Annotated in this window: 27 protein-coding genes and 2 pseudogenes; 24 read left to right on the plus strand and 5 right to left on the minus strand. The window is 72.8% G+C overall.

The genetic code is table 11. From position 1 onward, the window contains the following. The first annotated feature begins 164 nt into the window (after positions 1–164). Positions 165–1,778: an APC family permease gene (locus tag ACFVYI_RS15930; RefSeq protein ID WP_387885538.1), complete on the plus strand. Its 1,614-nt coding sequence runs from the start codon at positions 165–167 to the stop codon at positions 1,776–1,778. Positions 1,779–1,831: 53 nt separating this feature from the next. Here ACFVYI_RS15930 and ACFVYI_RS15935 read toward each other — a convergent pair whose 3' ends face one another. Next, positions 1,832–2,791: a helix-turn-helix transcriptional regulator gene (locus tag ACFVYI_RS15935; protein ID WP_387885539.1), complete on the minus strand. Its 960-nt coding sequence runs from the start codon at positions 2,789–2,791 to the stop codon at positions 1,832–1,834. Positions 2,792–2,921: 130 nt separating this feature from the next. Between ACFVYI_RS15935 and ACFVYI_RS15940 the strand changes: the two genes are divergently transcribed. The 5 genes from ACFVYI_RS15940 to ACFVYI_RS15960 all read left to right on the plus strand — a co-directional run bounded on the left by ACFVYI_RS15940 (position 2,922) and on the right by ACFVYI_RS15960 (position 7,976). Beyond that, positions 2,922–3,707, plus strand: a complete 786-nt coding sequence (locus tag ACFVYI_RS15940; RefSeq protein WP_387885540.1) for an alpha/beta fold hydrolase — start codon at positions 2,922–2,924, stop codon at positions 3,705–3,707. Positions 3,708–3,875: 168 nt separating this feature from the next. Next, positions 3,876–4,340, plus strand: a complete 465-nt coding sequence (locus ACFVYI_RS15945; protein WP_387885542.1) for an OsmC family protein — start codon at positions 3,876–3,878, stop codon at positions 4,338–4,340. Continuing rightward, entirely contained in the window at positions 4,337–5,776 is a 1,440-nt protein-coding gene (locus ACFVYI_RS15950; protein ID WP_387885544.1) for a dihydrolipoyl dehydrogenase family protein, read from the plus strand. The genes ACFVYI_RS15945 and ACFVYI_RS15950 overlap by 4 nt, the downstream gene beginning before the upstream one ends. 160 nt (positions 5,777–5,936) lie before the next feature. After that, positions 5,937–7,031, plus strand: a complete 1,095-nt coding sequence (locus tag ACFVYI_RS15955) for a WD40/YVTN/BNR-like repeat-containing protein (protein ID WP_387885545.1) — start codon at positions 5,937–5,939, stop codon at positions 7,029–7,031. A 153-nt stretch (positions 7,032–7,184) separates the two neighbouring features. Beyond that, entirely contained in the window at positions 7,185–7,976 is a 792-nt protein-coding gene (locus ACFVYI_RS15960; RefSeq protein ID WP_387885548.1) for a GNAT family N-acetyltransferase, read from the plus strand. A 33-nt stretch (positions 7,977–8,009) separates the two neighbouring features. On the opposite strand, the gene ACFVYI_RS15965 is transcribed toward ACFVYI_RS15960, so the two are convergent. Next, positions 8,010–8,894, minus strand: a complete 885-nt coding sequence (locus ACFVYI_RS15965; RefSeq protein ID WP_387885550.1) for an EamA family transporter — start codon at positions 8,892–8,894, stop codon at positions 8,010–8,012. A gap of 53 nt (positions 8,895–8,947) precedes the next feature. Here ACFVYI_RS15965 and ACFVYI_RS15970 point away from each other — a divergent pair, with 53 nt between their 5' ends. The 3 genes and pseudogenes from ACFVYI_RS15970 to ACFVYI_RS15980 all read left to right on the plus strand — a co-directional run bounded on the left by ACFVYI_RS15970 (position 8,948) and on the right by ACFVYI_RS15980 (position 11,369). Continuing rightward, the gene (locus ACFVYI_RS15970) at positions 8,948–9,811 is read left to right on the plus strand and encodes a MurR/RpiR family transcriptional regulator (RefSeq protein ID WP_387885553.1); all 864 of its coding nucleotides are present in this window, start codon (positions 8,948–8,950) and stop codon (positions 9,809–9,811) included. A 185-nt stretch (positions 9,812–9,996) separates the two neighbouring features. Further along, positions 9,997–10,260, plus strand: a pseudogene (locus tag ACFVYI_RS15975) (acetyl-CoA C-acyltransferase); the annotation flags it as partial. Between the two features lie 77 nt (positions 10,261–10,337). After that, complete coding sequence (locus ACFVYI_RS15980; RefSeq protein ID WP_387885555.1) at positions 10,338–11,369, plus strand: LacI family DNA-binding transcriptional regulator; 1,032 nt, start codon at positions 10,338–10,340, stop codon at positions 11,367–11,369. Positions 11,370–11,402: 33 nt separating this feature from the next. Here the strand turns inward: ACFVYI_RS15980 and ACFVYI_RS15985 are convergent, their stop codons facing one another. Further along, complete coding sequence (locus ACFVYI_RS15985; protein WP_387885558.1) at positions 11,403–12,170, minus strand: alpha/beta fold hydrolase; 768 nt, start codon at positions 12,168–12,170, stop codon at positions 11,403–11,405. A gap of 160 nt (positions 12,171–12,330) precedes the next feature. Here ACFVYI_RS15985 and ACFVYI_RS15990 point away from each other — a divergent pair, with 160 nt between their 5' ends. From ACFVYI_RS15990 to ACFVYI_RS16010, 5 genes are all read left to right on the plus strand, one after another. Beyond that, positions 12,331–12,885 (plus strand): EF-hand domain-containing protein, encoded by a 555-nt coding sequence (locus ACFVYI_RS15990; protein ID WP_387885559.1) that lies wholly within the window; start codon positions 12,331–12,333, stop codon positions 12,883–12,885. 102 nt (positions 12,886–12,987) lie between these two features. Then, positions 12,988–13,443, plus strand: a complete 456-nt coding sequence (locus ACFVYI_RS15995) for a hypothetical protein (protein ID WP_387885561.1) — start codon at positions 12,988–12,990, stop codon at positions 13,441–13,443. 97 nt (positions 13,444–13,540) lie between these two features. Then, positions 13,541–13,987, plus strand: a complete 447-nt coding sequence (locus ACFVYI_RS16000; RefSeq protein ID WP_387885563.1) for an SRPBCC domain-containing protein — start codon at positions 13,541–13,543, stop codon at positions 13,985–13,987. After that, the gene (locus ACFVYI_RS16005) at positions 13,984–14,337 is read left to right on the plus strand and encodes an ArsR/SmtB family transcription factor (RefSeq protein ID WP_387885566.1); all 354 of its coding nucleotides are present in this window, start codon (positions 13,984–13,986) and stop codon (positions 14,335–14,337) included. Before ACFVYI_RS16000 ends, ACFVYI_RS16005 begins: the two co-directional genes overlap by 4 nt. A 463-nt stretch (positions 14,338–14,800) precedes the next feature. Continuing rightward, positions 14,801–15,334, plus strand: coding sequence for an NUDIX hydrolase (locus ACFVYI_RS16010; protein ID WP_387885569.1), 534 nt, complete (start codon positions 14,801–14,803; stop codon positions 15,332–15,334). On the opposite strand, the gene ACFVYI_RS16015 is transcribed toward ACFVYI_RS16010, so the two are convergent. After that, positions 15,335–16,645, minus strand: coding sequence for a hypothetical protein (locus tag ACFVYI_RS16015; protein WP_387885571.1), 1,311 nt, complete (start codon positions 16,643–16,645; stop codon positions 15,335–15,337). It lies immediately after the preceding gene. Between the two features lie 178 nt (positions 16,646–16,823). Here ACFVYI_RS16015 and ACFVYI_RS16020 point away from each other — a divergent pair, with 178 nt between their 5' ends. The 6 genes from ACFVYI_RS16020 to ACFVYI_RS16045 all read left to right on the plus strand — a co-directional run bounded on the left by ACFVYI_RS16020 (position 16,824) and on the right by ACFVYI_RS16045 (position 21,293). Continuing rightward, a complete protein-coding gene (locus tag ACFVYI_RS16020) occupies positions 16,824–17,312 on the plus strand; it encodes an ATP-binding protein (RefSeq protein ID WP_387885754.1) in 489 nt (162 codons plus the stop codon). 147 nt (positions 17,313–17,459) lie between these two features. After that, a complete protein-coding gene (locus ACFVYI_RS16025; protein WP_281404025.1) occupies positions 17,460–17,594 on the plus strand; it encodes a hypothetical protein in 135 nt (44 codons plus the stop codon). Between the two features lie 14 nt (positions 17,595–17,608). After that, entirely contained in the window at positions 17,609–18,799 is a 1,191-nt protein-coding gene (locus tag ACFVYI_RS16030; RefSeq protein WP_387885573.1) for a cupin domain-containing protein, read from the plus strand. After that, entirely contained in the window at positions 18,796–19,701 is a 906-nt protein-coding gene (locus ACFVYI_RS16035) for an aldo/keto reductase (RefSeq protein WP_387885576.1), read from the plus strand. Before ACFVYI_RS16030 ends, ACFVYI_RS16035 begins: the two co-directional genes overlap by 4 nt. Positions 19,702–19,717: 16 nt before the next feature. Further along, complete coding sequence (locus ACFVYI_RS16040) at positions 19,718–20,533, plus strand: hypothetical protein (protein WP_387885577.1); 816 nt, start codon at positions 19,718–19,720, stop codon at positions 20,531–20,533. 286 nt (positions 20,534–20,819) lie between these two features. After that, on the plus strand, positions 20,820–21,293 hold the full coding sequence (locus ACFVYI_RS16045; RefSeq protein WP_387885579.1) for a GNAT family N-acetyltransferase: 474 nt from the start codon (positions 20,820–20,822) through the stop codon (positions 21,291–21,293). A 111-nt stretch (positions 21,294–21,404) separates the two neighbouring features. Here ACFVYI_RS16045 and ACFVYI_RS16050 read toward each other — a convergent pair whose 3' ends face one another. Then, positions 21,405–21,917, minus strand: a complete 513-nt coding sequence (locus ACFVYI_RS16050; protein WP_387885581.1) for a GNAT family N-acetyltransferase — start codon at positions 21,915–21,917, stop codon at positions 21,405–21,407. A gap of 111 nt (positions 21,918–22,028) precedes the next feature. On the opposite strand from ACFVYI_RS16050, the gene ACFVYI_RS16055 reads away from it, so the two are divergent. The 4 genes and pseudogenes from ACFVYI_RS16055 (at position 22,029) to ACFVYI_RS16070 (ending at position 25,308) form a co-directional block, all read left to right on the plus strand. Then, a complete protein-coding gene (locus tag ACFVYI_RS16055) occupies positions 22,029–23,132 on the plus strand; it encodes a hypothetical protein (RefSeq protein ID WP_387885584.1) in 1,104 nt (367 codons plus the stop codon). 153 nt (positions 23,133–23,285) lie between these two features. Then, positions 23,286–24,206 (plus strand): hypothetical protein, encoded by a 921-nt coding sequence (locus ACFVYI_RS16060; RefSeq protein ID WP_387885586.1) that lies wholly within the window; start codon positions 23,286–23,288, stop codon positions 24,204–24,206. Positions 24,207–24,245: 39 nt separating this feature from the next. After that, positions 24,246–24,761 (plus strand): annotated as a pseudogene (locus ACFVYI_RS16065) (GNAT family N-acetyltransferase); the annotation flags it as partial. A gap of 253 nt (positions 24,762–25,014) precedes the next feature. Beyond that, positions 25,015–25,308, plus strand: a complete 294-nt coding sequence (locus ACFVYI_RS16070) for a hypothetical protein (protein WP_387885588.1) — start codon at positions 25,015–25,017, stop codon at positions 25,306–25,308. Positions 25,309–25,352: the final 44 nt, after the last annotated feature.

Below are 25,352 nucleotides of genomic sequence, written 5' to 3' on the forward strand. Positions count from 1 at the left end.
TTCGCCCCTCCCTGCCGGCTGCGTCGCCCCACGGTATTACAGCCCGGTCTCGACTCTTCCCATGCCCGGGGTGGGGGGTTTACCGTCCCTGACTAACAAAGTTAGTTTTCTGTGGCGGGCCCGTCCGAGGGGCTCGCCACGGGCGACGGCAAGGTGGACGCCCCATGACCGACAACCTCCCGAGAACCCGCGGCGCCGAGACGCCCGGCACCCCGACCGGCAGCGGCCCGAGCGACAGCGGCACCGACCCGGGCGGCCCCGGCACCGACGCCGGCCCGGGCAGCAGCGGTAGCGGCACCGACGCCGAGCGGCTCGCCGCCCTCGGCTACCGCCAGGAACTGCGCCGCAGCCTCGGCGTGCTCGGCAACATCTCGATGGGCTTCGCCGTCGTCTCCCCCGTGGTCGGCCTCTACGCCGTCGGCCAGGTCGGCCTCGGCGTGGCCGGCGGCGCCTGGGTCTGGGCGCTGCCGGTCTGCCTGCTCGGCCAGATGCTGGTGGTGGCGGTCTACTCCGAACTCGCCTCGCAGTGGCCACTGGCCGGCGGCGCCTACCAGTGGAGCCGACGCCTCACCGGACCGACCTTCGCCTGGCTGACCGGCTGGATGTGGCAGTTCGCGGTGATGTTCGCCAACACCACCGTCGCCTATCTGGCCTCGCCGTGGTTCTTCGCGCTCTTCGGGCTGACCCCGACACCCGCGCAGCTGGTGCTGGTGTCGGTGGCGTTCCTGCTCGCCTGCACGCTGGTCAACGCCTACGGCGTCAACGTGCTGCGCCGGTTCGTCTCCCTGGGCATCGCCGCCGAGGCGGTCGCCTCCGTGCTGGTGGGCTTCGCGCTGCTGCTGCTCTTCCGGGCCCACGGCCTCGGCCTGCTCACCGACCTGCTGGACGCCCCCGCCACCGCCGGGGTCTCCACCGGAGCGGCCTTCCTGGCGGTGATCGCCGTCGGCGGCTGGGCGTTCATCGGCTTCGACGCGTGCGTCTCCACCGCCGAGGAGACCAAGGACGCGGGCCGGCAGGTGCCGCGGGCGATGTGGTGGGCGCTGCTGAGCGTCGGCGTCGTGGTGATCCTGAACGCCGTCGCCGTGGAACTCGCCCACCCGGACCCGGCCGCCGTGGTGCGCGGCGAGGACCTCGACCCGGTCACCACCGCCGTCACCTCGGCCTTCGGCGACTGGTCCGCCAAGCCGTTCGTGGTCGTCGTGCTGATCTCGTTCACCGCCTGCCTGCTGGCCTCGCAGGGCGGCGCCGCCCGCGGCCTCTACTCGCTGGCCCGGGACGGCGTCTTCCCGTTCGCCGACCGGGTCCGCCGGGTCAACCGGCACCGGGCGCCGATCGGCGGGCTGGTCGCGGCCACCCTGGTCAGCGCGGCCGCGCTGCCGCTCGGGCTGGAGTCCACCGCGATGGGCAGCCTGATCGCCTTCGGCACCGCCGCGACCTTCCTGCCGTTCTTCCTGCTCAGCCTGGCCGCGCTGCTCGCCCGGCTGCGGGGCGTCTGGCGACCGTCCGGCCAGGTCGCGTACGGACGCGCCGGAACGGTGGTCAACGCCCTGGCGGTGCTGTGGACCGGCCTGGAGGTGGTCAACATCTGCTGGCCGCGCAGCATCCTGGCGCCGCCCGGCGCGCCCTGGTACCAGGTGTGGGCCGCCGTGCTCGGCGTCGGCCTGGTGACCCTGGCGGGCCTCGGCTATCTGCTGATCCGCCGCCCGCAGCGGCGGATGCGCACCGGCGAGGCCGAGGACCGGGCGGGCGTGGACGAACTCGCCCCCGCCGTGCACTGAGGCAACTGATGCGCTGAGGCCCTGAGGCACGGGCGCGCCGGCCCGGGCGGGCGCTACCCCGGTTCGGCCCACCCGGCCAGCCGGGCGGCGAGCGCCCTGACCTCCTCGCGCAGCGCGTCCGGGCGGCGGACGGTGAAGGGGCGGCCGAGCCCGGCCAGCATCACCGCGACCCCGTCGAGGTTCTGGGCCCGGGCGCGCAGCAGCACGCGCCCGTCCTCGGTCTCGGTGAGCGACCCGACGACGGGCGGGATGCGCTGCCGGGCGTCGGCGAGGGTGGTCGTGAGGACGACCTCCACCTCGTGCGTCCACGGCACCGAGGCCAGCGACTCCACCACCCGCTGGACCGGGTCGAAGCCCTCCGGCGGCTCGAAGGCGGTCCCGCTCGGCTCGACGGTCCCGATCCGGTCCAAGCGGAAGGTCCGCAGCTCACCGCTGCGGTGGTCCAGCCCGGTGGTGTACCAGCGGCCCGAGTGGAAGACCAGCCCGTACGGGTCGAACTCGCGCTCGCTCGGCTCGCCCAGCCGGTCGCGGTAGGCGAGCCGGACCCTGCGCCGGCGGCGGGCCGCCTCGGCGAGCGCGAACAGCGCGGTGGCGGCCGGGCTCGGGCCGGCGGCGGGTGCCGAGGTCAGCCCGAGGGTCTGCTCCACCGCCGCGACGCGCTCCCGCAGTTGCGTCGGCAGCACCCGCTGGATCTTGGCGAGCGCCGATTCGGCGGCCTGCTCCCCCACCGAGAGCCCCGAGCGGCGCCCGGCCAGCAGTCCGAGCACCACCGAGGCCGCCTCGTCCTCGGTGAGCATCAGCGGCGGCAGCCGGAAGCCGGGGCGCAGCCGGTAGCCGCCGTACCGGCCGCGGTCGGCCTGGACGGGGATGCCGAGGTCGGCCAGCCGGGCCGCGTACCGGCGCACCGTGCGCTCGTCCACCTCCAGGCGGGCGGCCAGCTCCGCGCCGGTGAGGCCGGGCCGGGCCTGGAGCAGCTCCAGCAGGGCGAGGACGCGGCTGACCGGGTGGTTCATCGGCTCCCCTTCGTCGTCCGGTTCGTCGGCCGGACCGCCGGGCCGGAGTTCGATTTAATCCGGGCGAGATCTGTCCGGTTCCGATCCTAGAGTCGTCCATGACGGTTTCCCCCGGACAAGGAGTGGTCCCATGAGCACCTTCGTACTCGTCCCCGGTTTCTGGCTGGGCGCCTGGGCGTGGGACGACGTCGCCCGCCCGCTGCGCGAGGCCGGGCACACCGTCCACGCGGTGAGCCTCACCGGGATGGCCGAGCGCTCCGCCGAGGCCGGGCCGGAGGTCGGCCTGGAGACCCACATCGCCGACCTCACCGGCCTGCTGACGCGCGAGGACCTGTGGGACGTCATCCTCGTCGCCCACAGCGGCGGCAGCACGCCGGCCACCGGCGCGGCCGACCGGATGCCCGAGCGGATCCGGCGCGTGGTCTACCTCGACAGCGGTCCCGTCCCCGACGGGTCCGCACTGGGCGACCTCTGGGAGGCCGACTACCGGGCCCGCGTCATGGCCTCCCTGGTCGACGGCTGGCGCCACCCGATGCCGTCCTGGGAGGAGCTCGTCGCCTCCGGCGCCGGCGTGGACGGGCTGGACGACGCCGCCCTGGCCGACATCCGCGGGCGGGCCACCGACCAGCCCGTCCGTTGCTTCACCGAGCCGTTGCGGCTCAGCGGCGCCGGCGCGGCCCTGCCGAAGGCGCTGATCTCCTGCTCGTTCCCGCTGGAGCAGGTCCGCGCCATGATCGCCTCCGGTCATCCGTACTTCTCGCAGCTCGGCGGCCCGGAGTGGGAGCTGCGCGAGCTGGCGACCGGGCACTGGCCGATGTTCTCGCGGCCGGCGGAGACGGCGGCGGTGCTGGCGGAGCTCGCGGCGCTCACCGAGCCGACGGGCTCGACGGGCTCGACGGGCTCGACGGGGCAGTGACCCGGCGGTCCGCTCGGCCGTCCATTCCCTGCGCGCCCGGCCACCTGCCCCACGGCGCACTCGCCCGCGTGTTCGGCTGCGCGCGGCGGCCCGGGCGGCGCAGGATGGGCACGGCGCCCGTGCCCCCGCGCGCCCCGTGACACCGAACGAGAGCGAGGCCCGCCCGCCATGAGCCAGACCCCGACCAGCACGACGAGCGCCGAGACGGCCGTGGCCGCGCCGCAGTTCCGGCGGGTCACCACCGCCGTGGTGTCCGGCAGCAGCACCGACGCACCGTTCCACGTCGACGTGAAGGCCGGCACGCACGCCCTGACCGCCGACGAGCCGGTGCGTCGCGGCGGTTCGGACAGCGGGCCGGAGCCGTTCGCGCTGCTGCTCGCCGGGCTCGGCTCGTGCACCGCGATCACCCTGCGGATGTACGCGGAGCGCAAGGAGTGGCCGTTGGAGGCCGTCCGGGTCAGGCTCGGATACGAGACCGACGGGAGCCGCGGGCGGGTCTCGCGCCTGGTCTCGCTCACCGGCGCACTCGACGACGCCCAGCGCGCCCGGCTGCTCGACGTCTGCGAACGCACCCCCGTCACCCTGGCCCTGCGCGCCGGGGTGACCATCGACACGACGGAGGACCGCGCATGACGACCACGCCCGAGGAGTACGACGTCATCGTGGTGGGCGCCGGCCCGACCGGCGAGAACGTGGCCGAACGGACCGCCGCCGCCGGGCTGCGCACGGTGATCGTCGAGGCCGAACTGGTCGGCGGCGAGTGCTCGTACTGGGCCTGCATGCCGAGCAAGGCGCTGCTGCGCCCGGTGGCCGCGCTGGCCGGCGCCCGCGCCGTGGCCGGTGCGCGCGAGGCCGTCGGCGGCGCCGCCCTGGACCCGGCCGCCGTACTGGCCCGGCGCGACTCGTTCACCTCGCACTGGCAGGACGACGGCCAGGTCCGGTGGCTCCGCGACACCGGCATCGAACTGGTCCGCGGACACGGCCGCCTGGCCGGCGTACGGGCGGTCACGGTCGAGGCCGAGGACGGCTCCGAGCGGCTGCTCACCGCCCGGCACGCCGTCGCGGTCTGCACCGGCAGCCGGCCGGTGCTGCCGGAGGGCGTCCCGGGGCTGGCCGAGGCCCGGCCGTGGACCAACCGGGAGGCGACCGGCTCACCCGCCGTGCCCGGGCGTCTGGCCGTGGTCGGCGGCGGCGTGGTCGGCGTGGAGCTGGCCACCGCCTGGCGCGCGCTCGGCGCGGAGGTCGTCCTGCTGGTGCGCGGCGACGCGCTGCTGCCCCGGATGGAGCCGTTCGCGGGCGAGCTGGTCGCGGAGGGCCTGAAGGCCGCCGGGGTCGACCTGCGCTTCGGGACCGAGGTGGCCTCACTGGAACGCGTCGACGGCGCCGGGGTGACGCTGGTGCTCGGCGACGGTGAGCGGCTGACCGCCGACGAGGTGCTCTACGCGACCGGCCGTGCCCCGCGCACGGCCGACGTCGGGCTGGAGCAGGTCGGCCTGAAGCCGGGCGCCTGGATGGACGTGGACGACAGCTGCACCGTGCTCGGCGTCGACGGCGACTGGCTGTACGCGGCCGGGGACGTGAACCACCGGGCCCTGCTCACCCACCAGGGCAAGTACCAGGCCCGGATCGCGGGCGCGGCGATCGTCGCGCGCGCCGAGGGGCGGCCGCTGGACACCGCTCGCTGGGGCGCGCACGCCGCGTCCGCCGACAGCGCCGGAGCGCCGCAGGTCGTCTTCACCGAGCCGGAGGTGGCGGCCGTCGGCCTCACTCTGGAGGCCGCCGAGCGGGCCGGACTGCGGGTCAGGTCGGTCGACCACGACCTCGGCGCCGTCGCCGGCGCCTCGCTCTACGGCGACGACTACCGCGGCCGGGCCCGGGTGGTCTTCGACCAGGACCGCCAGGTGCTGGTCGGCGCCTCCTTCGTCGGCCCCGGGGTCGCGGAGCTGCTGCACTCGGCCACCGTCGCGGTGGTCGGTGAGGTGCCGATCGACCGGCTCTGGCACGCCGTGCCCGCGTACCCCACGATCAGCGAGGTGTGGTTGCGCCTGCTGGAGGGCTGCCGGGGCTGAGCGCGCCCGGCGCAGCGAGCCAGGCGGGCTGTGGCCCCGGAGCCGGGCCCGGCTCCGGCGGGCCCGGCGCGGCGAGGTGTGGCCCCGGGCGGACAGCGGGAGACTGGCCGGTGGAGGGGTGTCCGGTGGGGGCCGTTTCACCGACCAGGTGGTGGCTGGCATGACCGAGGTGCTGTTGGCCGTCGGAACCGAGAAGGGCCTCTTTCTCGGCCGCAGCCGCGACCGGCTGAGCTGGGAGTTCAGCGGGCCGCACTTCCCGATGAACGCGATCTACTCCGTCTCGATCGACCGCCGGGCCGGCCGGGTCCGGCTGCTGGTCGGGGCGGACAGCAGCCACTGGGGCCCGTCGGTCTGGCGCTCGGACGACCTCGGCGCGCGCTGGACCGAGCCGTCGAAGCCCGCCGTCCGCTTCCCCGAGCACACCGGTGCCTCGCTCACCCGGGTCTGGCAGCTCCAGCCCGCCGGCGACGAGGCACCCGGCGTGGTCTACGCGGGCACCGAACCGGCGGCGCTGTTCCGCTCCGAGGACGGCGGGGAGACCTTCGCCCTGGTCGAACCGCTCTGGAACCACCCGCAACGGTCCGAGTGGGGCGCCGGCTACGGCGGCCAGGGGCTGCACACGATCCTCACCGACCCGCGGGACGCAGGGCGGCTGCTGGTCGCCGTCTCCAGCGGCGGCGTCTACCGGAGCAAGGACGGCGGCGCGAGCTGGGAGCCCTCCAACACCGGGCTGCGCGCGGAGTTCTTCCCGGAGGAGCGCCAGTACCCCGAGTTCGGCCAGTGCGTGCACAAGATCGCACCGGACGCCGTCCGGCGGGACCGCCTCTACCTGCAGAACCACGGCGGCGTGTACCGCAGTGACGACGCGGGCGCGAGCTGGCGGTCCGTCACCGACGGCCTGCCCGCCGACTTCGGCTTCGCCGTCGCCGCCCACCCGCGCCGGGCCGACACCGCCTACCTCTTCCCCCTCGGCGGCGCCGACGACCGCATCCCGCCGGGCCGCCGCTGCCGGGTCTTCCGCACCGAGGACGGCGGGGACAGCTGGCACCCCCTCGCGAACGGCCTGCCGGGCGAGGACCACTACGGCGTCGTCCTGCGCGACGCCCTGCGCACCGACGACGCCGATCCGGCCGGCATCTACTTCGGCAACCGCACCGGCGAGGTCTACGGCAGCCCCGACGAGGGCGAGAGCTGGCGACTGCTGCTCTCCCACCTGCCGGACGTGCTCTGCGTCCGGGCGGCGACGGTGTCATGAGGCAGCGGCGGGTTCGGGTCATGAGGCAGCGGCGGGTTCGGCGCGGGCGCCCGGAACGCCGGTCGAGGCCTCCGACGGCACCCCTTGATCTCCGGTGGCCTCCCGCCGATCATGGCGGGAGGCAGACTGCTCCCGGAGATTGGACGGACCGGCGTGGCCGAGACGGAACCCGACTGGCGGTTGGGGCGCGACATCGACGGCCTTCCCGTGGTGCGCTACCAGCGCGGGGAGCGCGAAGGGCGGCCGTGGGCCAGCCTGTTGGAGGTGCTGGGCCCCGGAGCCCCGGGCGTCGGCGAGGCCGTGAGCACCGTCGACCCGGTGGAGTTCGTACTCTCGGACATGTCGGGCTGGATCGTCTCCGGTCCCGTCGACTTCGGCGAGCGGCTGCTGCGTCGCGGGGCCCGCGCGCTCCGGCTCGGTCACGCCATGCTGCGGGACCTCGCCGGTGATCCGCCTCCGGCCGGGTGGGCCGACTGGGCCCTGACTCCGCTGCGGGACGGGTACCGCAGCGTGCCGTGCGACCGGGACGCCGAGGAACTCGCCCCGGCGTTGGGCGCGGCGTTCGGCCCGGGCCACCCGGACCACCGCCCCGACCGCGACGAGCAGGCCGGGCTGGCGGAGTTGCGCGCCCTGCTGGCCGGTCGGATCGTCGGCCCGGTGCTGCCGTCCAGCGCCCTGATCGTGGACGCGGACGACCAGGTCGTGGCCGGAGCCGTCGTGACCGACTTCGACGGCACGCCCTGGATCGCCCATGTCTTCCGGCATCCGGGCCTCGGCTACCCCGGGCTCGGCCGCGACGTCATGCGCCGGGTGATGGCCGACCTCGCCGACCGCGGAAGCCCCGAGATGGGACTGGCCGTGACCGAGGGCAACGCCGCCCGCCACCTGTACGAATCGCTGGGCTTCCGGCTCACCAAGAGCACGCTGACGGTCATCGTCCCCTGAGGTCGCCGCCCGCCCGACCGCGTTGGAAGAGCGTCACGGGCGGGCGAACTCCAGGACGGCGATCCCGGCCAGGACGGCGGCGCTGGCGGTCATCCGAAGCCGGCCGAGGCGTTCGCGGAAGACCACCGTGGCGATCAACGCGGCGATCACGATGCTCGTCTCGCGCAGTGCGGCGATGGTCGCCAGGTTGCCCCGGGACTGTGCCCAGACCACCAGGCCGTAGGCGGTCAGGGAGAGCACCCCGCCGACGATCCCCACCGGCACCACCCGGCCGACCCCGACGAACAGGCCGCGGCCCCGCCGGACCCAGGCGATCAGCGCCAGGCTCGGCCCCTGGAGCAGGAAGAGCCAGGCCACGTAACCGCCGACGGTACCGGCGTGCCGGACACCGCTGCCGTCCAGCACGGTGTACGAGGCGATCATCACGCCGGTACCGGCGGCCGCGCCGAGAGCGGGCAGCTGCGCCCGCCCGGGTATCCCCTTGGCGAGGGCCAGCCCGATCAGGCCGCAGGAGATCACCAGGACGCCCAGCAACTCCCCGCCGCCCAGGCCCTGGCCGAGCAGTGTCACGGACAGCAGCGCCACCAGCAGCGGCGCCGAACCCCGCGCTATCGGGTACATCTGCCCGAAGTCCCCGAGCTGGTAGGCGCGCAGGAGCAGGAGCTGGGACGCCACCTGCATCACCACCGAGGCGATGAGGTACGGCCAGGCCGCGGCGGCCGGCAGCGGATTGAGCGCGACCAGCACGACGGCGCAGGCGGTGTACGCGAGGTTGATCAGGGCGAAGCCGACCAGCTTGTCCGGGATCCGGTGCGCCAGCCCGTTCCAGACGGCGTGCAGGACCGCCGCGGCGAGGACGGCGACCGGCACGGCCGCCGCCGACCCACCGCTCGGCAGCGCGAGCGCGAGTGCGGGCATGGCGAAACTCCCCTCCGACGGGCTGGAACAGAATTCCACGATACCCTGATTCCATGGAAGAGCATTCCGATTTCTCGCCGCTGGAATCGCAGCTGGCCGCGCACGTCCGGGCCCGCCTCGGCGAGCTGCGCGGCACCGAGGCACGCGTCGCGCAGGTCGTCCTCGACCGGGGGGCCGATCTGGTGCACCTGAGCGTCAGCGACGTCGCCGAACTGGCCGGCACCGCCTCCTCGTCGGTGGTGCGGGCGTGCCAGCGGCTGGGCTTCAAGGGCTACCAGGAGCTGAAGATCGCGGCCGTCCGCCAGGCGCCGACCCCGGCGCCGGACCCCGGCGCGGACGCGGACCCGGCCGCCCGCGCGCTGACCGACACCGTCCGCGCCGCCCGGGAGGCGCTCGACGGGATCGCCACCACGCTGCCCACGCAGAGCCTGCGGGCGGCGGCCGAGGTGCTGAACACGGCCGACCGGGTCGTGCTGGTCGGCGCGGGCCTCTCCGGCGCGGTCGTGCTGGACGCCGCCTACCGCCTGCGCGCCCTCGGCATCCCGGTCGACTCCCCCGCCGACCCGCTCACCGCCCAACTGGCCGCCGCCGGGCTCCCGCCCACCGGCGCCTGCCTGGCCGTCAGCCACACCGGCGCGACGCCCACCGTGGTCGACACCGCCCGCCGCGCCCGGGACGCCGGGGCGAGCGTCGTCGCGCTCACCAGCTACGCCCGCTCGCCGCTGAGCGAGGCCGCCACCCACACCCTGGTCGCCGGCGGGCAGGACCTCGTCTTCGGGCTCGAAACCACCGCCAGCCGGATCGCCCACCTGGCCGTGATCGACGCGCTCACGCTGACGCTGCTGGCCCTGCGGGGCGGGCCGGCCGAGCGCGCGCTCGACCTCGCGGCGGACGTGACGGCCGATCACACCTACTGAGGCAAGATCGTCAAGGACGGCGGCCGGACCCTCAACGGCCTGGTCGGCGAGGTCCGCGCCTTCACGACGCCGGCGGCGGCGGGCGACGGGCGGGCGAGTGGCACGACCCGCGCGAGGACGGCCTGCTGCCCGACGCCTACATCGCGATGGGCCAGACCGCCGAGAACCTCGCCGCCCTCAAGGGCATCACCCGCATCGACCTCGTCGAGATCAACGAAGCCTTCGCCGCCCAGGTCATCCCCTCCCGCCGCGACCTGGGCATCGACCTCGACCGCCTCAACGTCACCGGCGGCGCCATCGCCGTCGGCCACCCCTTCGGCATGACCGGCGCCCGCATCACCACCACCCTGATCAACTCCCTCCAGTGGCACGACAAGCAGTTCGCCCTGGAGACCATGTGCGTCGGCGGCGGCCAGGGCATGGCGATGGTGATCGAGCGGCTCGCCTGAAGTCCGCGACCGCTCCGCGCCCCCTTCACGAGCGACTTCTCCGGGCCTGGTCAGAGGTGGTGTGTAGGCTCGCGGGCATGGTGAGGGTGACGCGGGACGACGTGGCGCGCGCGGCGGGAACGTCGACGGCGGTGGTCAGCTATGTGATCAACGACGGGCCGCGGCCGGTGGCGGCGGCCACCCGGGCCCGCGTCCTGGCGGCGGTCGAGGAGCTGGGGTACCGGCCGAACCGGGTCGCCCAGGCCATGGCCCGCCGGCGGACCAACCTGATCGGCATGGTCGTGCCGGACGCCCGGCAGCCGTTCTTCGCCGGGCTCGCGCACATGGTGGAGCAGGCGGCGGCCGAGCGCGGCCGGCTGCTGCTGATCGGCAACTCCGACTACGCCGACGAGCGGGAGGCGCACTACATCCGGGCCTTCCTCGGCATGCAGGTGGACGGGCTGATCCTGGTCACCCAGGACCCGTCCGTACCCGGGGTGGCCGGCTTCGAGGCCACCGACGGCACCCCCGTCGTGCTGCTGCACCACCGGGCGGAGACCGAGAGCGGGGCAGCCGTCGTCGCCGACGACGACGGCGGGGCGCGCGCGGTGGTGCGGCACCTGCTGGACCACGGCCACGCCGAAGTCCACTGCTTCGGCGGGACGTTCGCGCTCAGCCCGAACGACCCGGTGACCTCCCGCACCGCCGGCTGGGCGGCCGCCCTGGCCGACGCCGGCCTGCCCACCGACGGCCGGCTGACGCCCGCGCCCTTCGACCGCGTCCGCGCGCACGCCGAGGCACTCGCGCTGCTGGCCCGGCCCGACCGGCCGTCCGCCGTGTTCTGCGCGACCGACGACCAGGCGATCGGCCTGCTGCGCGCCGCGGACGACCTCGGCATCCGGGTGCCGGAGGACCTCGCGGTGGCCGGCTTCGACGACATCGCGGAGGCCGTCATCGCCGGCCCGCCGCTCACCACCGTCGCCACCGCCCAGGACGCGATGGCCCGGGCCGCCGTCGACCTCGTCCTGACCGCCAAGGCGAACGAGGAGCCCGTCCCCGCGGGCGCACACACCTTCCCCGCCCGCATGGTGATCCGCCGCTCCTGCGGCTGCCCGGGCACGGCCGACTAGCGGGAGGCCGGGTACGCGGGCATGCGGCAGGGGTCAGGCGCTGCCGGGAAGTTCGGTGCCCAGGAAGTCGAGCAGCAGGGCGCTGAGCTCGTCGGGGCGTTCCAGGGCGGGCAGGTGGCCCGCCCAGGGGAGGTCGAGGCGGCGGGCGCCGGCGATGCGGTCGGCGAGGTGGTCGGCGATCCACTGGAAGTCCGGGAAGTCGTGCGCGCCGGTGACGAGCAGGGTGGGCGCCGTGACGTCGGACGGGTCGGTGTCGACCTTGATCTGGCCGAACTCCTCGGTGGCGGCCAGCTGGACCTCGAAGGCGTGCTGCTGCATCTCCCGGACCAGCGCACGGGCCTCCTCGTCCGCCTCGGGGCCCAGCCAGGCCGCCACGTTGAGGGCGGTCGCCCCGGCGATGTCCCCCGCCTCGATCAGCGCGTCCTCGCGCTCGCCGAACGCCCGGAGCCCGTCGCTGGGCTCCTGCCCGGCCAGCGCCGTGCAGAGCAGCGCGAGCGCGGTCACCCGCTGCGGCCAGCGGCTTGCCACCGCCAGCGCGACCCGGCCCCCGCCGGACGCGCCGACCAGCGCCGCGCGCTCGACCCCGAGCCGGTCCAGGAGGTCCACCACGTCCTGGGCGTTGTCGTACGGGCGGTCCGGCACGGGCGTCTCGCCGAAGCCCCGCAGGTCGCAGCGGACGACCCGCAGGCCGGCTCCGACCAGGGCGGGCACCTGCCGGTCCCACATCCGCCGGTCACAGACCGTGGAGTGCACCAGGACGACCGCCGGGCCGCTGCCGGCCACATCATGAGAAATGATCATCGCGCCACCCTAGGGATCGGCTGCGCGAAAGCCCACCCCATTTCCCTCCCGGCGCAACGCCCGCACCCGGCGCGACCGGGGTCGACACCGCCCTTGCCGTCCTGCCCGACCGGACGTGACCCCGAGCCGGGGCCCGGCGTTGATCGGGGCGAGGACAGCAATGATCACCCGACCCCGCTTCGCGAAGGGCACGTTCATGGACACCACCACCGCCAAGGGGCACATCTTCACCATGCTGGACGTGGACGGTGACGGCGTCATCTCCCGGCAGGAGTACCTGACCCGCCCCGAGCGGGCCGCGGCCGCACTCGGCCGGGACGCGGCGGACCCGCTGGTCTCCGCCGCGCGCTCGGCCCACGAGCGCGTGTTCGCGTCGATGGACGCGAACGGCGACGGCAGGGTCACCTTCGAGGAGTACGCGGCGTGGGCGGGCGGCGACGCCTTCGACGAGGTCTGCCGGCGGGCGCTGGGGGCGCTGTTCGACCTCGCCGACGCGGACGGGGACGGGACCCTGGGGCGCGCGGAGTTCACCCGGCTCCGGGCCGCGCTGGGCAACTCCGCCGACAACGCCGCGAAGGCCTTCGAGGCACTGGACACCGACGGTGACGGCCGCATCGACCGCGACGAGTACCTGGCCTCGATCCGCGGGTTCGTCACCGACGGGGCGTCACCCATGGCCGAGGCGCTGCACGATCGCGCCGGCAGCCCCGCCTGAGGCCGGCGCTGGCAGCAGCGGGCGGCACGCCCGCCCCGGACCCGCCCGGGCGGGCCTGCTCTACTGGTGGCCCGTCCGCCCGCTCCGTCCCCGGAGGTCCCCGTGGCCCGGCTCCACATCCGTACCGGCGTCGACCCCGACGAGCCGGACGTGCCCGTCGTGACGCTCCTCGTCGACCCCGACGGCCCGCCGGCCGAGCGCACCGTCGCCCGGCTGGGCGACTACTGCCACGAGGGCGACGGCGTGTTCTACCTGGCGCAGACCGACGGCTGGGCCGAGCGCGCCCTGAGCGGCGACCGCCTGGCGGTCGACGTCGCCGTGCACCCGGTCGCGCTGGGCCAGGTCGGCGTGGACGCGGCGGCGTTCGCCGAGCGCTCGCCCGTCGACCCGGAGGCCGTACTGGTGCTCCGGGTGGAGGCCGGGGTGGAGCCGGAGCTGTGCGCGCGGGCGGCCTCCGCGACCGTGGTCTTCCCGGCGGGCCCGGACGACACGCTCGACGACCTGCTCGACGCGGAGGACGCCTGGCCGATGGTGCTCGCGCCGCCGCCCGGGGCGTAGGGCCACATCCCAACACGCGCAACTCTGAGGTTGCACCTCGTGGGCCGACGTGCAACTCTGGAGTTGCACACACTGGGCAGCGACGAAGGAGTTCCTCATGAGCAACGACCGGATCGAGCGCGAGACCCTGATCGAGGCGTCCCTGGAGCACGTCTGGACCCTGGTGGCCCAGCCCGGGTTCTGGGTCGCCGAGGAGGCGAGCCTGGCCGGCACCGTGGCGCGGGAAGGCGAGTCGATGGTGGCGAAGAACCCCGAGTACGGCGAGTTCCCGGTGCGGGTCGAGAAGGTCGAGCGGCCGACCTACCTCGCCTACCGCTGGGCCAGCGCCTTCCCCGGCGAGGACCTGCGCGAGGACAACAGCACCCTCGTGGAGTTCACGCTGATCCCCGAGGGCGACCGGACGCGGCTGCGCGTCGTCGAGAGCGGATTCGCGGCCCTGGCCGGATCCGAGGAACTGCGCAGCAAGGCGGTCGAGGACAACACCGGCGGATGGCCCCAGGTGCTCGACGCGTTCCGCAAGCGCGCCGAACAGCCGTCCGCATGACCGACGAGGGCCGCGGCGCCGCCGAGCCGGTCGACGGCGTCCTCGCCGCCCTCGCCGACCCGACCCGGCGTCAACTGCTGGACCTGCTGGCCGAGCGGGGCGAGGCCACCGCGACCACGCTCGCCGAACGCCTGCCCGTCTCGCGGCAGGCGGTGGTCAAGCACCTCGCCGTCCTGGACGGCGCCGGACTGGTCACCGCCGCCCGGGTCGGCCGCGAGGTGCGGTACGCGGTGCGACCGGCGGCGCTCGACGCCACGGCACGGTGGATGGCCGCCCTCGCCACCGACTGGGACCGACGGCTGGCGACCATCAAGCGCCTCGCCGAGGCCGCCGAGCGGGACGCGCAGTAGCCGGTTGCGCCGGCACACGCCCTGGGCCCGACCCGCGACGGGTCGGACCCAGGGCGAACACCTGCCCCCTCCACCCTCGGCCCCGGGGCGCAGTGTGCGTGCGGTGAACGAACGACCGATCGACCTCGTTGTTCGTCCACTCCCGCAGCTTCGCCACCCGCTCGAACCAGCCCATGGCCGCCATGCGTAGTTCGTGACAAACGACGTCAACTCCGATGTGGTGCCTGACGCCTCAGCCTAGGTGGGAGTAAATGCCGGCGAGGTAGTCGCCGATCTACTGGCGCATGCCGGGGGTGGATGTCGTACTGGTCAAGGTCGGCGGGCTGTATCCAGCGGACGCCGCCAGCCTCGTCGTTGATCGTGAACATCCGTATTCGTCACCTTGACACAAATTCGCCGGAACAGGCTGGCTGCGCCGCTTGGGTCTGACATGCTGAAGGTCAATCGAGAGGGGCCTCAAACGATGCAGTGGAAGATCCACGGGGAACGTCCCATCTACGAGAACCCATGGGTGAACCTGTGGTTGGTCGATGTCGAGCAGCCCGACGGGCACCGCTGGGAGCACCACGTGCTCAAGCTGCGGCACCTGGCCGTGGCCGCGGTGGTGAACGACCAGAAGCAGGTGCTGATGATGTGGCGGCACCGCTTCATCACCGACTCGTGGGCCTGGGAGCTTCCCATGGGCCTGATCGAAGCCGACGAGACCCCGGCCGAGGCCGCCGCCCGCGAGGTCTTGGAGGAGACGGGCTGGAAGACCGGTGAGGTCAAGCCGCTCATCTACGCGCAACCCGCGAACGGGATCACCGACTCGGAACACTTCGTCTTCCGGGCCGACGCCGTCGAGTACGCCGGACCGCCGACCGAACGGAACGAGTCGGACCGCATAGAGTGGATTCCGCTCACCGAGCTGCGCGGCATGATCGACCGTCGCGAGATCGTCAGCAGTGGCTCCCTCGTCGGTGTGCTGTACCTGCTGCTCGATGAGGCCGGCCTGTAGTCAGACGCTCACGTCCCGGATGCGCACCGACAACTCGGCGGCCGGCCGAGCGGTGCGGTAGGGCACCAGCAGCTGACGGAACTCCTGGAGGTGCGCGAGCACTCTGGGGGACGCCACCTCGACTGCCAGGTCAAGGGCCCTCCCGGCCGTGGCGCACGCCAACTCCATCTCTCGCCTTTGGAGTTGGGTGCGCGCGAGCCAGAAGGAATGGAACGCGCGCCCTCGCAGGTTCGCCGGTGCCTCGCTGCGCATAGCCTCTTCGATGAGCGGTTCGGCCGCCGAAGCGTCGCCGAGCTGGCCCAACGCGATGCCGGTGTCGACGGTGAGCTTCGTCCGATCGAAGTACTGGACCCACGCCGGGCCGTCATCGGCCGGGTCGATCCGCTCCAAGTGCCGGTGCGCGTCCGCGATGGCTCGGCGGGTGGCCTCCTGGTCCTGCGCGCTGGCATGGCCGAAGGCTTCCCGCATGGACAGCATCGCCATCAGCCTCGGCGTGCCGGCGTCGAACCGAGCGCTGTCCTGCGCGGCCCGGGCCAGGGTGATGGCGTCGCGGGCCTTGTCCTCGTAGGTGGCCTGGAGGCTGAGGCAGGAGAGCACGTTGGCGACGAACGGGCGGTCATCGATCTCGCGCGCCAGACGCAGAGCCTCGGTGAAGTAGGTCCGAGCCGTGCTGTACTGCCGGGCGTCGAAGTACGTCCACCCCGTGAGGCGTGCGAGTTCGGCCGCGATGCCGTGGAGACTGCGCTGGTAGTTAGGATCGGAAGTGTCGCGCAGTATCCCCATAACGTACCGCAGTTGGCCCATCACGGCCGGCCTAAGGGCTTCGCCGCCGTGCTCGTCGTCGCGTCGCCAGTAGTCCTCGATGGAGGACTGGAGGGACCTGAGAACCGTCGGCGTGGCCTTGGCGCCGGCCGCGATGGCGAGGATGTCGTCCAGCTCGCGATTCGGCAGCACCGAATCCCCAGTTGAGGTGACCTGGTGGTTCATCGGCCGCGCGGTGTCCCGAGAAGGGGCTGACTGACGCTCCCACGCTCGGGGAGCAAGGCCGACCATGTGGCCGGGGATACGGAGGCCGTCCGCAATGCGCTCGATGACGGCCATGTTGGTGATCGTCCGACCGCCCGCAATGACTTCACCCACTCGACTGGGAGTCAGCTCGCAGACCCTGGCGATGCGCGACGGATGGAAGCCACCTCTGGCCTTCGCCAACCCGAAGATGACCGCGAAGTCCCGCACCTTGCATGCGGCGACCATCTCGGGATCCGCCAGTAAGCGGCTCGGCAGCCCCGACGAAGCCGTGGATTCGGTCATGTCCGGCACCCCCAGCACCGGGAAGATCATCACTCGGTGTCACGTGGCATAACTGACCGCAAGTCTACCCATGGTGGGTACACACCTGGCCCTTATTCCGGAACCGCCCACCCGGCAATCCTGGGGTTCCTCCGAGGGCAAGCCGGAGGAACCCCGACTGAGAGGGAGGTCCGTGCTGATGGGCCCGACGAACAACGCCGATCTGCCGGCACCACAGACGTGGGAGGTTGAACCGGAGCTGGCGGCCGTCCCGTCAACCCGCCGCCTGATCACGGGGATTGCCCAGCACTGGACCGTTCCGTTGTCCGATGCCGCGCTGCGGGACGTCGAGCTGTGCGCCAGTGAAGTGCTCACCAACGCGGTCGAGCACACCGGCGCCCGATTCCGGGTCACCGTGCGGTGGACCGGCGATCGTCTGCGCGTGGAGGTCGCGGACAACAGCCTCCGGACACCCGACCCCTGCATCGCTGAAGACACGATCACGGGTGGACGTGGTCTCGTCCTGGTCGAGGGGCTCGCCCACTCCTGGGGCTGGTATCCCGAGGGCGCCGGCAAGGTCGTGTGGTTCGAGTGCGCCGCTGACCAACTGGTGACCGGAGACAGACGACTCGCCGTCCTTGTCTACTCCACGCAGGCCCAGACAGCTTGCCTGCCGCAGTCGGCCTGACCTCTCACTTCTCCAACCGGCTCCTGGGACAGCACGGACCGGGTGGACACAGCGCCGGGTCGTCACACCCGCATTGGTCGGCTGGCGCCACTCCAGTCTTCCCGTCGGAACCCCGGCGGGAGTTCTCAAGAAGAAGGGAAGAAGCACATGGTGCAGGACACCCCGACGGCTCCGGCCGCTGAGGGCGGCCTCCTGGTCGCCGCGCGGAAGATCGCCGCTGCCCGGGCTCGTACCGAGCAGCCGTCCGACGTCAGCAGCGGCCGTTCCGACGGCAACGACTGATAAGGACGCCCACGATGCATGATGCCGCTTCGTGGGCGGCGCGTCTGGGCGGGGACTCGTTCCTCGCCCAGACGTTCAACCGCTCCTACGCCGTCATCCCCGGGCAGGCCGCCGACGTCGCCGGCCTGCTGTCCTGGGACGACCTCAACACCATCCTCGCCACCCAGCGCCTGGAGCCCCCGCGGCTTCGGCTGTCGATGGACGGCGAGATGCTGCCCCTGCACCGGTACGCGCTGCCGGTGACCACCCGCCGGGCGGTGACCTGGCACCGTATCCAACCGGCTGAACTTCAGGCGCGATTGGCCGAGGGTGCCTCGCTGGTGCTGGACTCGATCGAGAAGATCCACCCGCCGATCGGGGCCGCCGCGGAGGCCCTGGAACGGTTCCTCGGCACGCTGGTGCAGGTCAACGCCTACGCCTCGTGGACCGAACGGGAAGGCTTCGGCACGCACTGGGACGACCACGACGTGGTGGTGGTCCAGATGTACGGGGCCAAGCGCTGGCGGTTGTACGCCCCCACCCGGACCGCGCCGACCTTCCGGGACGTGGAGGCCCCGGACCAGCCGGAAGGCGACCCGGCAGCCGATCTCGTCCTGACGGCCGGGGACGTGCTCTACCTGCCGCGTGGCTGGTGGCACGCGGTCAGCGCGGACCAGGGAACGTCGTCCCTGCACCTGACCTTCGGCCTGGTCACCCATACCGGAGCCGACCTGCTGACCTGGGTGGTGGACCAGCTGCGCTCCCACCTCGCCTTGCGACTGGACGTGCCGCGCTTCGCCCCGCGCGGCGAGCAGGCCACGTACGTCGACGAACTGCGCAAGGAGGTGCTGACCGAGCTGTCCGATCCCGAACTGGTCGGCCGCTGGGCCGAGTCGGTCGACACCACGCACTACGGGCGGGCGGTCACGTCCCTGCCCTACATCGACGGCCTTCCGGCTCGGCCGGAGATCACGGTCCGGCTCACCGCACCTCGGGCCAGGATGACCGAGAGCGGGCCGGACGGCACCGTGACCCTCGCGGCGGCGGGGACCGCGTGGGACTTCGCCGGCCAGGCGGCCCCGCTGCTGCGGGTTCTGCTGGCCGGACAGCCTGCCACCCTCGGATCGCTGGCCGCCACAGCCGACCTGGAGGTGAAGGACGTGGCGTCGCTGCTCTCCGTCCTGATCGAGGGCCAGGCCGCTTCCGTGGTCGGAACAGCGCTGTGACCGCCGCTCTCGCGCTGGGAACGTACCGGGTGCGCGCCGTCAACCAGGCGGCACGCACCGCCCTCGCCGCCGGGGCGCCGTGGGTGGACACCGCCCCCAACTACGCCCACGGCTTGGCGCATCAGGAGCTGGCCTCCGTGTTGGCTGCTCACCCGAGCGTCCGGGTGACCACGAAGACGGGCTTCCTCACGACCGCTCAAGGCCGTGCAGCCGTCGAGGCCAACGTGCTCACCCCAGACCAGGCGGGGGTGGGCCACAGCCTCGCTCCTGCGTTCGTGCGGTGGCAGACCGAGCAGTCCCTGAAGGTGCTGGGCCGCGCCGACCTGGTCTTCGTCCACAACCCCGAGCAGGCCGCGTCCGGCCACGACCCCACCCGACTGCACGATCTTCTACGGGGAGCGTTCGCCGTACTGGAGGAGTTCGCCCAGGCCGGCCGAATCGGCGGCTACGGCGTCGCCACCTGGTCGGGTCTGAGCTCGGGCGCGTTGACGGTGGCAGAGCTTCTCGGCCTGGCCGAACAAGCCGCCGGCTCTGCGAGCCACCACTTCAGCGGACTACAGCTTCCGGTGAGTCTGGTCATGGCCGAGCCCATCGCCAAGGCGCTCCACGGCGGCGGACCCCTCGTGGAGGCGAGCGACGCCAGGGTGATCACCTTCGCGTCCGCTCCGCTCCATGGCGGAGAACTCCTGGGGTTGATGACACCCGAATTGGTGGACCTCATCCGGCCCGGGTTGTCCGCTCCCGCCGCTGCGCTGCTGGCCGTGGCGTCGTGCCCTGGCCTGGATGTGGTGCTGCTGTCCGCAAGCACCCCGAATCACTGGCACGATGCGGAAAGGGCTGTGGCCGTCCCGCTGGAACGCGACCGACTCAGGAGCGTGATCGATGCACTCGCCGCCGGATGAGGCGACCAGACTCCGTATGGAAGCCGCCCACGCCCATGCGGCGGCACTACTCGGGCTCACCTGTACCAGCGCTCCTGTGTGGGGGTTCCTCGGCTGCACCATCAGCCGTCGGGCCGGTGTCCTCTGGCTGCGGGTGGCCTCCACCGCCAAGGCGAACGCGGGCCGGAAGCAGGGAGAAGGCAGCGTCGGTGCGTCGGTCCTGGTGTCGGACGACGTGCCGCGTCCCAGACTGCACGACGTGCTCGACTGGACCGACGACGCCTACGCCTACAAGGCCGAGGCCGTCGACTACGTCCCTCATCCGGTCATCTCGCCCGACCGGCCGGACCTGGCTCACGGTCCCGGGCTCCCGGACGAGTGGTGGAGGAGCCTACGGCGAGCCCTCGACCGGCTGGGCCAGGCGGAGGGCGTTCGGGTCACCGTGCGGTCCGGCTGGATCGACAAGGCGTTCCCGCAGTTCCTCGGCATCCCCGCACCCGAGAAGATCGAGCGTGTGACCGGCCACGGTGACCTCCACTGGGGCAATCTCACCGCACCGCTCGCCCTCCTCGACTGGGAACGCTGGGGCCGGGTGCCCGTCGGCTACGACCCCGGCCTGCTCCACGCCAACAGCCTGTTGGTTCCCGGGCTCGCCGCTCGGATCCGGGACGAGTTCTCCTCGATCCTCGGCACGCCCACCGGCAGGATCGGCGAACTGGCCGCGCTGGCAGAGATGCTGCAAGCGGTCGCGCGGGGCTGGTATTCGGAGCTCGCCCCGCTCCTAGCCGAGCGCGCCACCGAACTCACCGGCGTTCGACCCCCCGTCGCCGAGCACTCGGAGATCACTGCGTGACTGCCCTGGCAGTCCGGATCGGCGGACGCCCCTTGTCCAACAGGACTGTGGGCGAGGGGCGGTCCGGTGCCAGGCAGTTGCTCCTCGACGCTTGGATCAGGCGTGCCCGGTCCTGGGTACCGACCTTGCGATCCGCCAAGAACTGGCGTATTCCCGGCCGGCACGCTGCGTCAGGATCCAGCGGCTCTGTGTCGGCCTTCCTCCTACCTGGATGATCAATTCCCAGGGGTCTCCGGGCGCTCGTAAACGGTTTCGCTCCGGTAGATCGGCCTGCGAGGGTGTGGCCATGAGTGACGTCGTTATCCGTCGGGCCGGGTTCGACGACGCGCCTGCGCTGGCAGCCATGCGCTGGCGGTTCAAGGTGGAGGACGGCGGAGATGAAGTCCCGCAGGACGAAGAGGGGTTCACCGCTGAGTGCGAACGGTGGCTGCGTTCCCGGATGGCCGGGCCGTGGCGTGTCTGGCTCGCGGAAGTGGACGGCCGGCCTTGTGGTCACGTGTTCGTGTGTCTCGTGGAGAAGGTCCCGAGTCCCTACCCCGGCTCCGACTCCCTCGGTTACGTGACGAACTTCTACGTCACCCCGGACCAGCGCAACCGCGGCCTGGGCAAGGCCCTGCTCGACGAGGTCACCCGCCATGCGCGCACTCACGACCTGGATACGTTGATCGTGTGGCCGTCCGAGCGTAGTGCGCCGCTGTACCGGCGCTGTGGCTTCGACGGACCGGACGAGCTCCTCGAACAGCCTGTGGCGCCCACCTGAGCGAACTCTCGCGACCGCACTCCATGGGCTGACCACCAGCTACACGCACACCTCCCGTCGTTCTCGCCGGATCGCCGGATCGCCGGGGGGAAGTCACCGCAGGAGCTCCCGCTACCCGAGTTCGTCCGCCAGCAGGTCCATCAGCAGGTTGTCGTGCCAGGTGCCGTCGGGGCCACGTTCGTACTGGCGCATGGTGCCCACGGGGCGGAAGCCGACCTTGGCGTAGCAGCGGATCGCCGCCGTGTTGTCGGCCGCCGGGTCGATGATCAGGCGGTGGTAGTGGTGGTCGGTGACGAGGTGGCGGGCCAGGGTGCGGACGGCGTCGGTGCCGAGGCCGCGGCCGTGGCGGGCGGGGTCGAGGTAGATGTCCATGCCCGCGTGGCGGTACTCGTCGTCGTTGTTGGCGTACCACTGGATGGCGCCGGCCACCTGCCCGTCGACCAGGATCACCAGGGTCTCGGTGTCCGGCTCCTTGAGGTCGGTGGCGACGGCGTCGGCCAGGTCGTCGCCACCGCGCCAGCGGGCGTAGACCTCGGGCGTGGCACGGATGGCCACGAGGGCCGGGATGTCGTCCGCCGTCGCGGGGCGGAGTGTGACCTGGGCGCCCTGCAGAATCGTCCCCATATAGGGCATGTTTGCATGGAAAAGGCCATTCGGCGAGCCTTTTTCGGCGTTGCATTCACCCGCTCCCACCAGGGATGATTCGCCGCCGTGACACATTTCCTGATCGTTCTCGTGGCTATCCTCATCTACTTCGCGGTGAAGAAGTCCCGCGCCACCAAGTCGGTGGAATGGGCCAAGACCCAGTTCGACCCGGCCGCCTTCGGCCTGGTCCCCCGCGAGCGGCTCGACCCGCGCCGTTCCGGGCCGCCGATCTCCGACGAGCGGCGCCGGCGGTCCCAGGCGATAGCCGATGCCGCCTGGGGCGGGGACTGGCGGCCGGCCGCCGCCCACGTGGAGGCGGCGGGCCAGGACTGGGAGGAGCGCTGGTCGCGGCTGGAGCTGCTGGCGAGCATCGCCAACGAGGACGACGCCTGGCTGACGGCCTGGCGCGCCGCGGACCCGAACAGCTGCGACGCGGCCACCCTGGAGGCCAAGCAGATGGTGCACCGCGCCTGGGCGATCCGGGGGTCCAAGTACGCGCACGAGGTGCCGGCCGAGGACATGGCGAAGTTCCGCGAGCTGCTGCCCGCCGCGATCGAGGCGGCCCGCCGGGCCACCCTGCTGGCGCCGGCGGATCCGGCTCCGTGGGTGGTCATGGTGACGACGGCGCGCGGCGCGCAGTACTCGCCGGAGCAGTTCGAGCCGCTCTGGGCCGGCCTGGCCGAGCGCGCGCCGCACCACTACGAGGCGCACTGGCAGGGCATGCAGTACTGGTGCGCCAAGTGGTTCGGCTCGGACAAGCAGATGCTGGCGTTCGCCGAGCGGGCGATGGACCACGCGCCGGCCGGGAGCCCGCTGCCGGGGATCTACCTGCACGCGCTGTCCGAGCTGGAGAAGCGCAAGACGCTCGGCTCCACGCTGGCCGGGGAGAAGGCCAAGGAGCGACTGAAGGCGATCGCGGCGACGCTGACCTCCGTCCCGGCGGACGACGAGCGGCTGCCGATGCTGCGGCACCTGCTCGCGTACTACTGCGGCAAGGCCGAGCTGCACGCGGAGGCGCTGGAGCAGTTCCGGCTGATCGGCCGCTGGTGCGGGGCTTCGGTCTGGGCGGACCAGGGCGACCCGGTGGCGGTGTTCGACCTCGCGCGCGGTGTGGCGGTGAAGCTCTCGGAGGCACCGCCGCTGCCGCCCGAGCTGCGGCCCACCAAGGGCACGGATCATCACTACAACGGGTAATCATTTCATTTCGGAGCGTGCTGAACGGCCGTCATTTGGGTGTACCGTGACCGCCAGAAGCGGATCGCCCCCGAAGAATGGGGCGAGCCCGGCAACGTGTTAGCGCACGCGGCCGGGCTCTTCATTCGCCGAGTGGACAAGGCCCCACTGACGATGCTCCTGCATGCTATCGCGCCCTCGCGCGACTTCACCCAGATTGCCAACTCCCTGGTGTGGGACGACGAGTTGTCGGACTCCGCCTTTCGACTTCTTGTGCGAGCCCTGGCCCTGGGCCCCGCGAAAGCCCGCACCACCACGGTGACCGCACTGGCCGCCGAACTCGCCGGCGGCCGCATCACCACCGACCGCGCCCGCCGCCAACTCACCCACGCCGGACTGCTCCACACCACGCGGCGACGCGTCGCGGCCGGACAGGTGCGCACCGAATCCCTGGTCTCCAACGTGCCGTTGGACGCGGCGGAGGCGGAGCGGCTGTTCGACGAGCATTTCGAGCACGCGAGGCGGGAGGGCGACGACAACCCGCCGGGTGCCGGGAAACGTACCCGCGGGACGTCGTCCGTCCGGGCCTCCGGCACCGCCCTCCCGGGGGTAACACCCGGGGTGAACACCTCCCCCCTCCCTCCCCCGCCGGCACCCGAATCCGCTTCATGCGAACCGGAGTTCGTCGATGCCGAGCGTGCCCTGCTGGACCTGCGGCGGATCGACCCCCGGCTGACCCTGGGAGCCCGCGAGGTACGGCGGTTGGCACCGCTGGCCGCCGAGTGGCTGGCCAGGGGCGTGAGTTCGGCCGCCCTGCGCGCCGCACTGACCAGCGGACTGCCCGAACAGGTCAAGTCCCCCGCCGCACTGCTGCGTTGGCGCCTGGAGGGCAAGATGCCCGCCCGGGTGGAACCGGGCACGGTGGCGACGCCCGTTCCGTGCGACGGCTGCGACCGGGCCTTCCGCCCGGTGGACGGCGAGCAGCGGTGCGGCAGCTGCCGCACCGAAGCCGCCGCACGCACCGCCGTCGACGCGGACACCGCACCGAGGCGGGCGGACTGGCGCACCCTCGTCGCCCAGGTCGGGGTGAGATAACCGATCGACACCCTCCTCGTCATCGCGTTACCTGGGGGCATGCCCGAACTGCGCACCGATCGCCTGCTGCTCCGCCGGTGGCGGGAGTCCGACCTCGAACCGTGGGCGGCGATGAACGCCGACCCCGAAGTACGGGAACACCTGGGGGAACTGCTGACGCGGGAGCAGAGCGATGCCACGGTGGCGTCCATGCAGGCCGCGTTCGACGGGCGAGGATTCGGTTGGTGGGCGCTCGAAGCACGGGAGACCGGCGAGTTCATCGGCCGCGCCGGCCTGGACGAGGTGGGCGAGGACATGCCGTTCGCGGGCGTGGACGTCGGGTGGCGGTTGACGCGTTCGGCGTGGGGTCACGGCTACGCCACCGAGGCCGCCCTGGCCTGCCTGGCCTTCGGCTTCGACACCCTCGGGCTGCCGGAGGTCCTTGCGTCGACGACCGTCCGCAACCGTCGCTCCCAGGCGGTGATGCACCGGATCGGCATGACCCGGGACCCGGCCGACGACTTCGAGGATCCGAGCGTGCCGGAAGGACCGCTTCGCCGGTGCGTGCTGTACCGGACCTCCGCAGAGATGTTCACGGCCTGCGCCACCCCGAGGGACACGACCGGAACTGCGCCGGCCTGCGGAGATCCTTTCGCCGAGAAGTCCTCAGGAGGCATGACATCGGAACTGCCTCTCCGGGCACCCCGCCGGCTGCGCGCCGAGCATGAGTAGGGTCGCCCCGGGGCATTGCTGGACGTGCGGGCGCCCCTCCACGAGCGTGCCGGCGCAGATCCTCCGGGACGGAGAGTTCTTCTGGAGGGACAGCCGGGTGTGTGACGAGTGCTCGGACCGGGGCTTCGAGGGACGAGGCCCGGACTGGCTGCGGGATGCCGTCCTGCAGGACACGGGCGGCGTCGTTCTCACCCTCGTCGCCCAGCAGCCCGCCCGGGTCCACGTCCTTCGCATCCTCCGGCGGACCTACGGTGGGACGGTCGCCGACACCGCCGCAATGCTGAGCTCCCTGCTGGGCCCGGGCCTGCGGGTCACACCGGCCGAGGCCGAGTTCCTGACCTCCGAACTCTCCGCCCTGGGGCTCCTCGTGGGCCCGGCGGGGCCGTGCTGATCGCCTGAGGCAGCTCCGAGGCTGCCAGGTGGCGAGATCGGCGG

This window comes from Kitasatospora sp. NPDC058218 (assembly GCF_042882445.1).
Lineage (GTDB): Bacteria > Actinomycetota > Actinomycetes > Streptomycetales > Streptomycetaceae > Kitasatospora.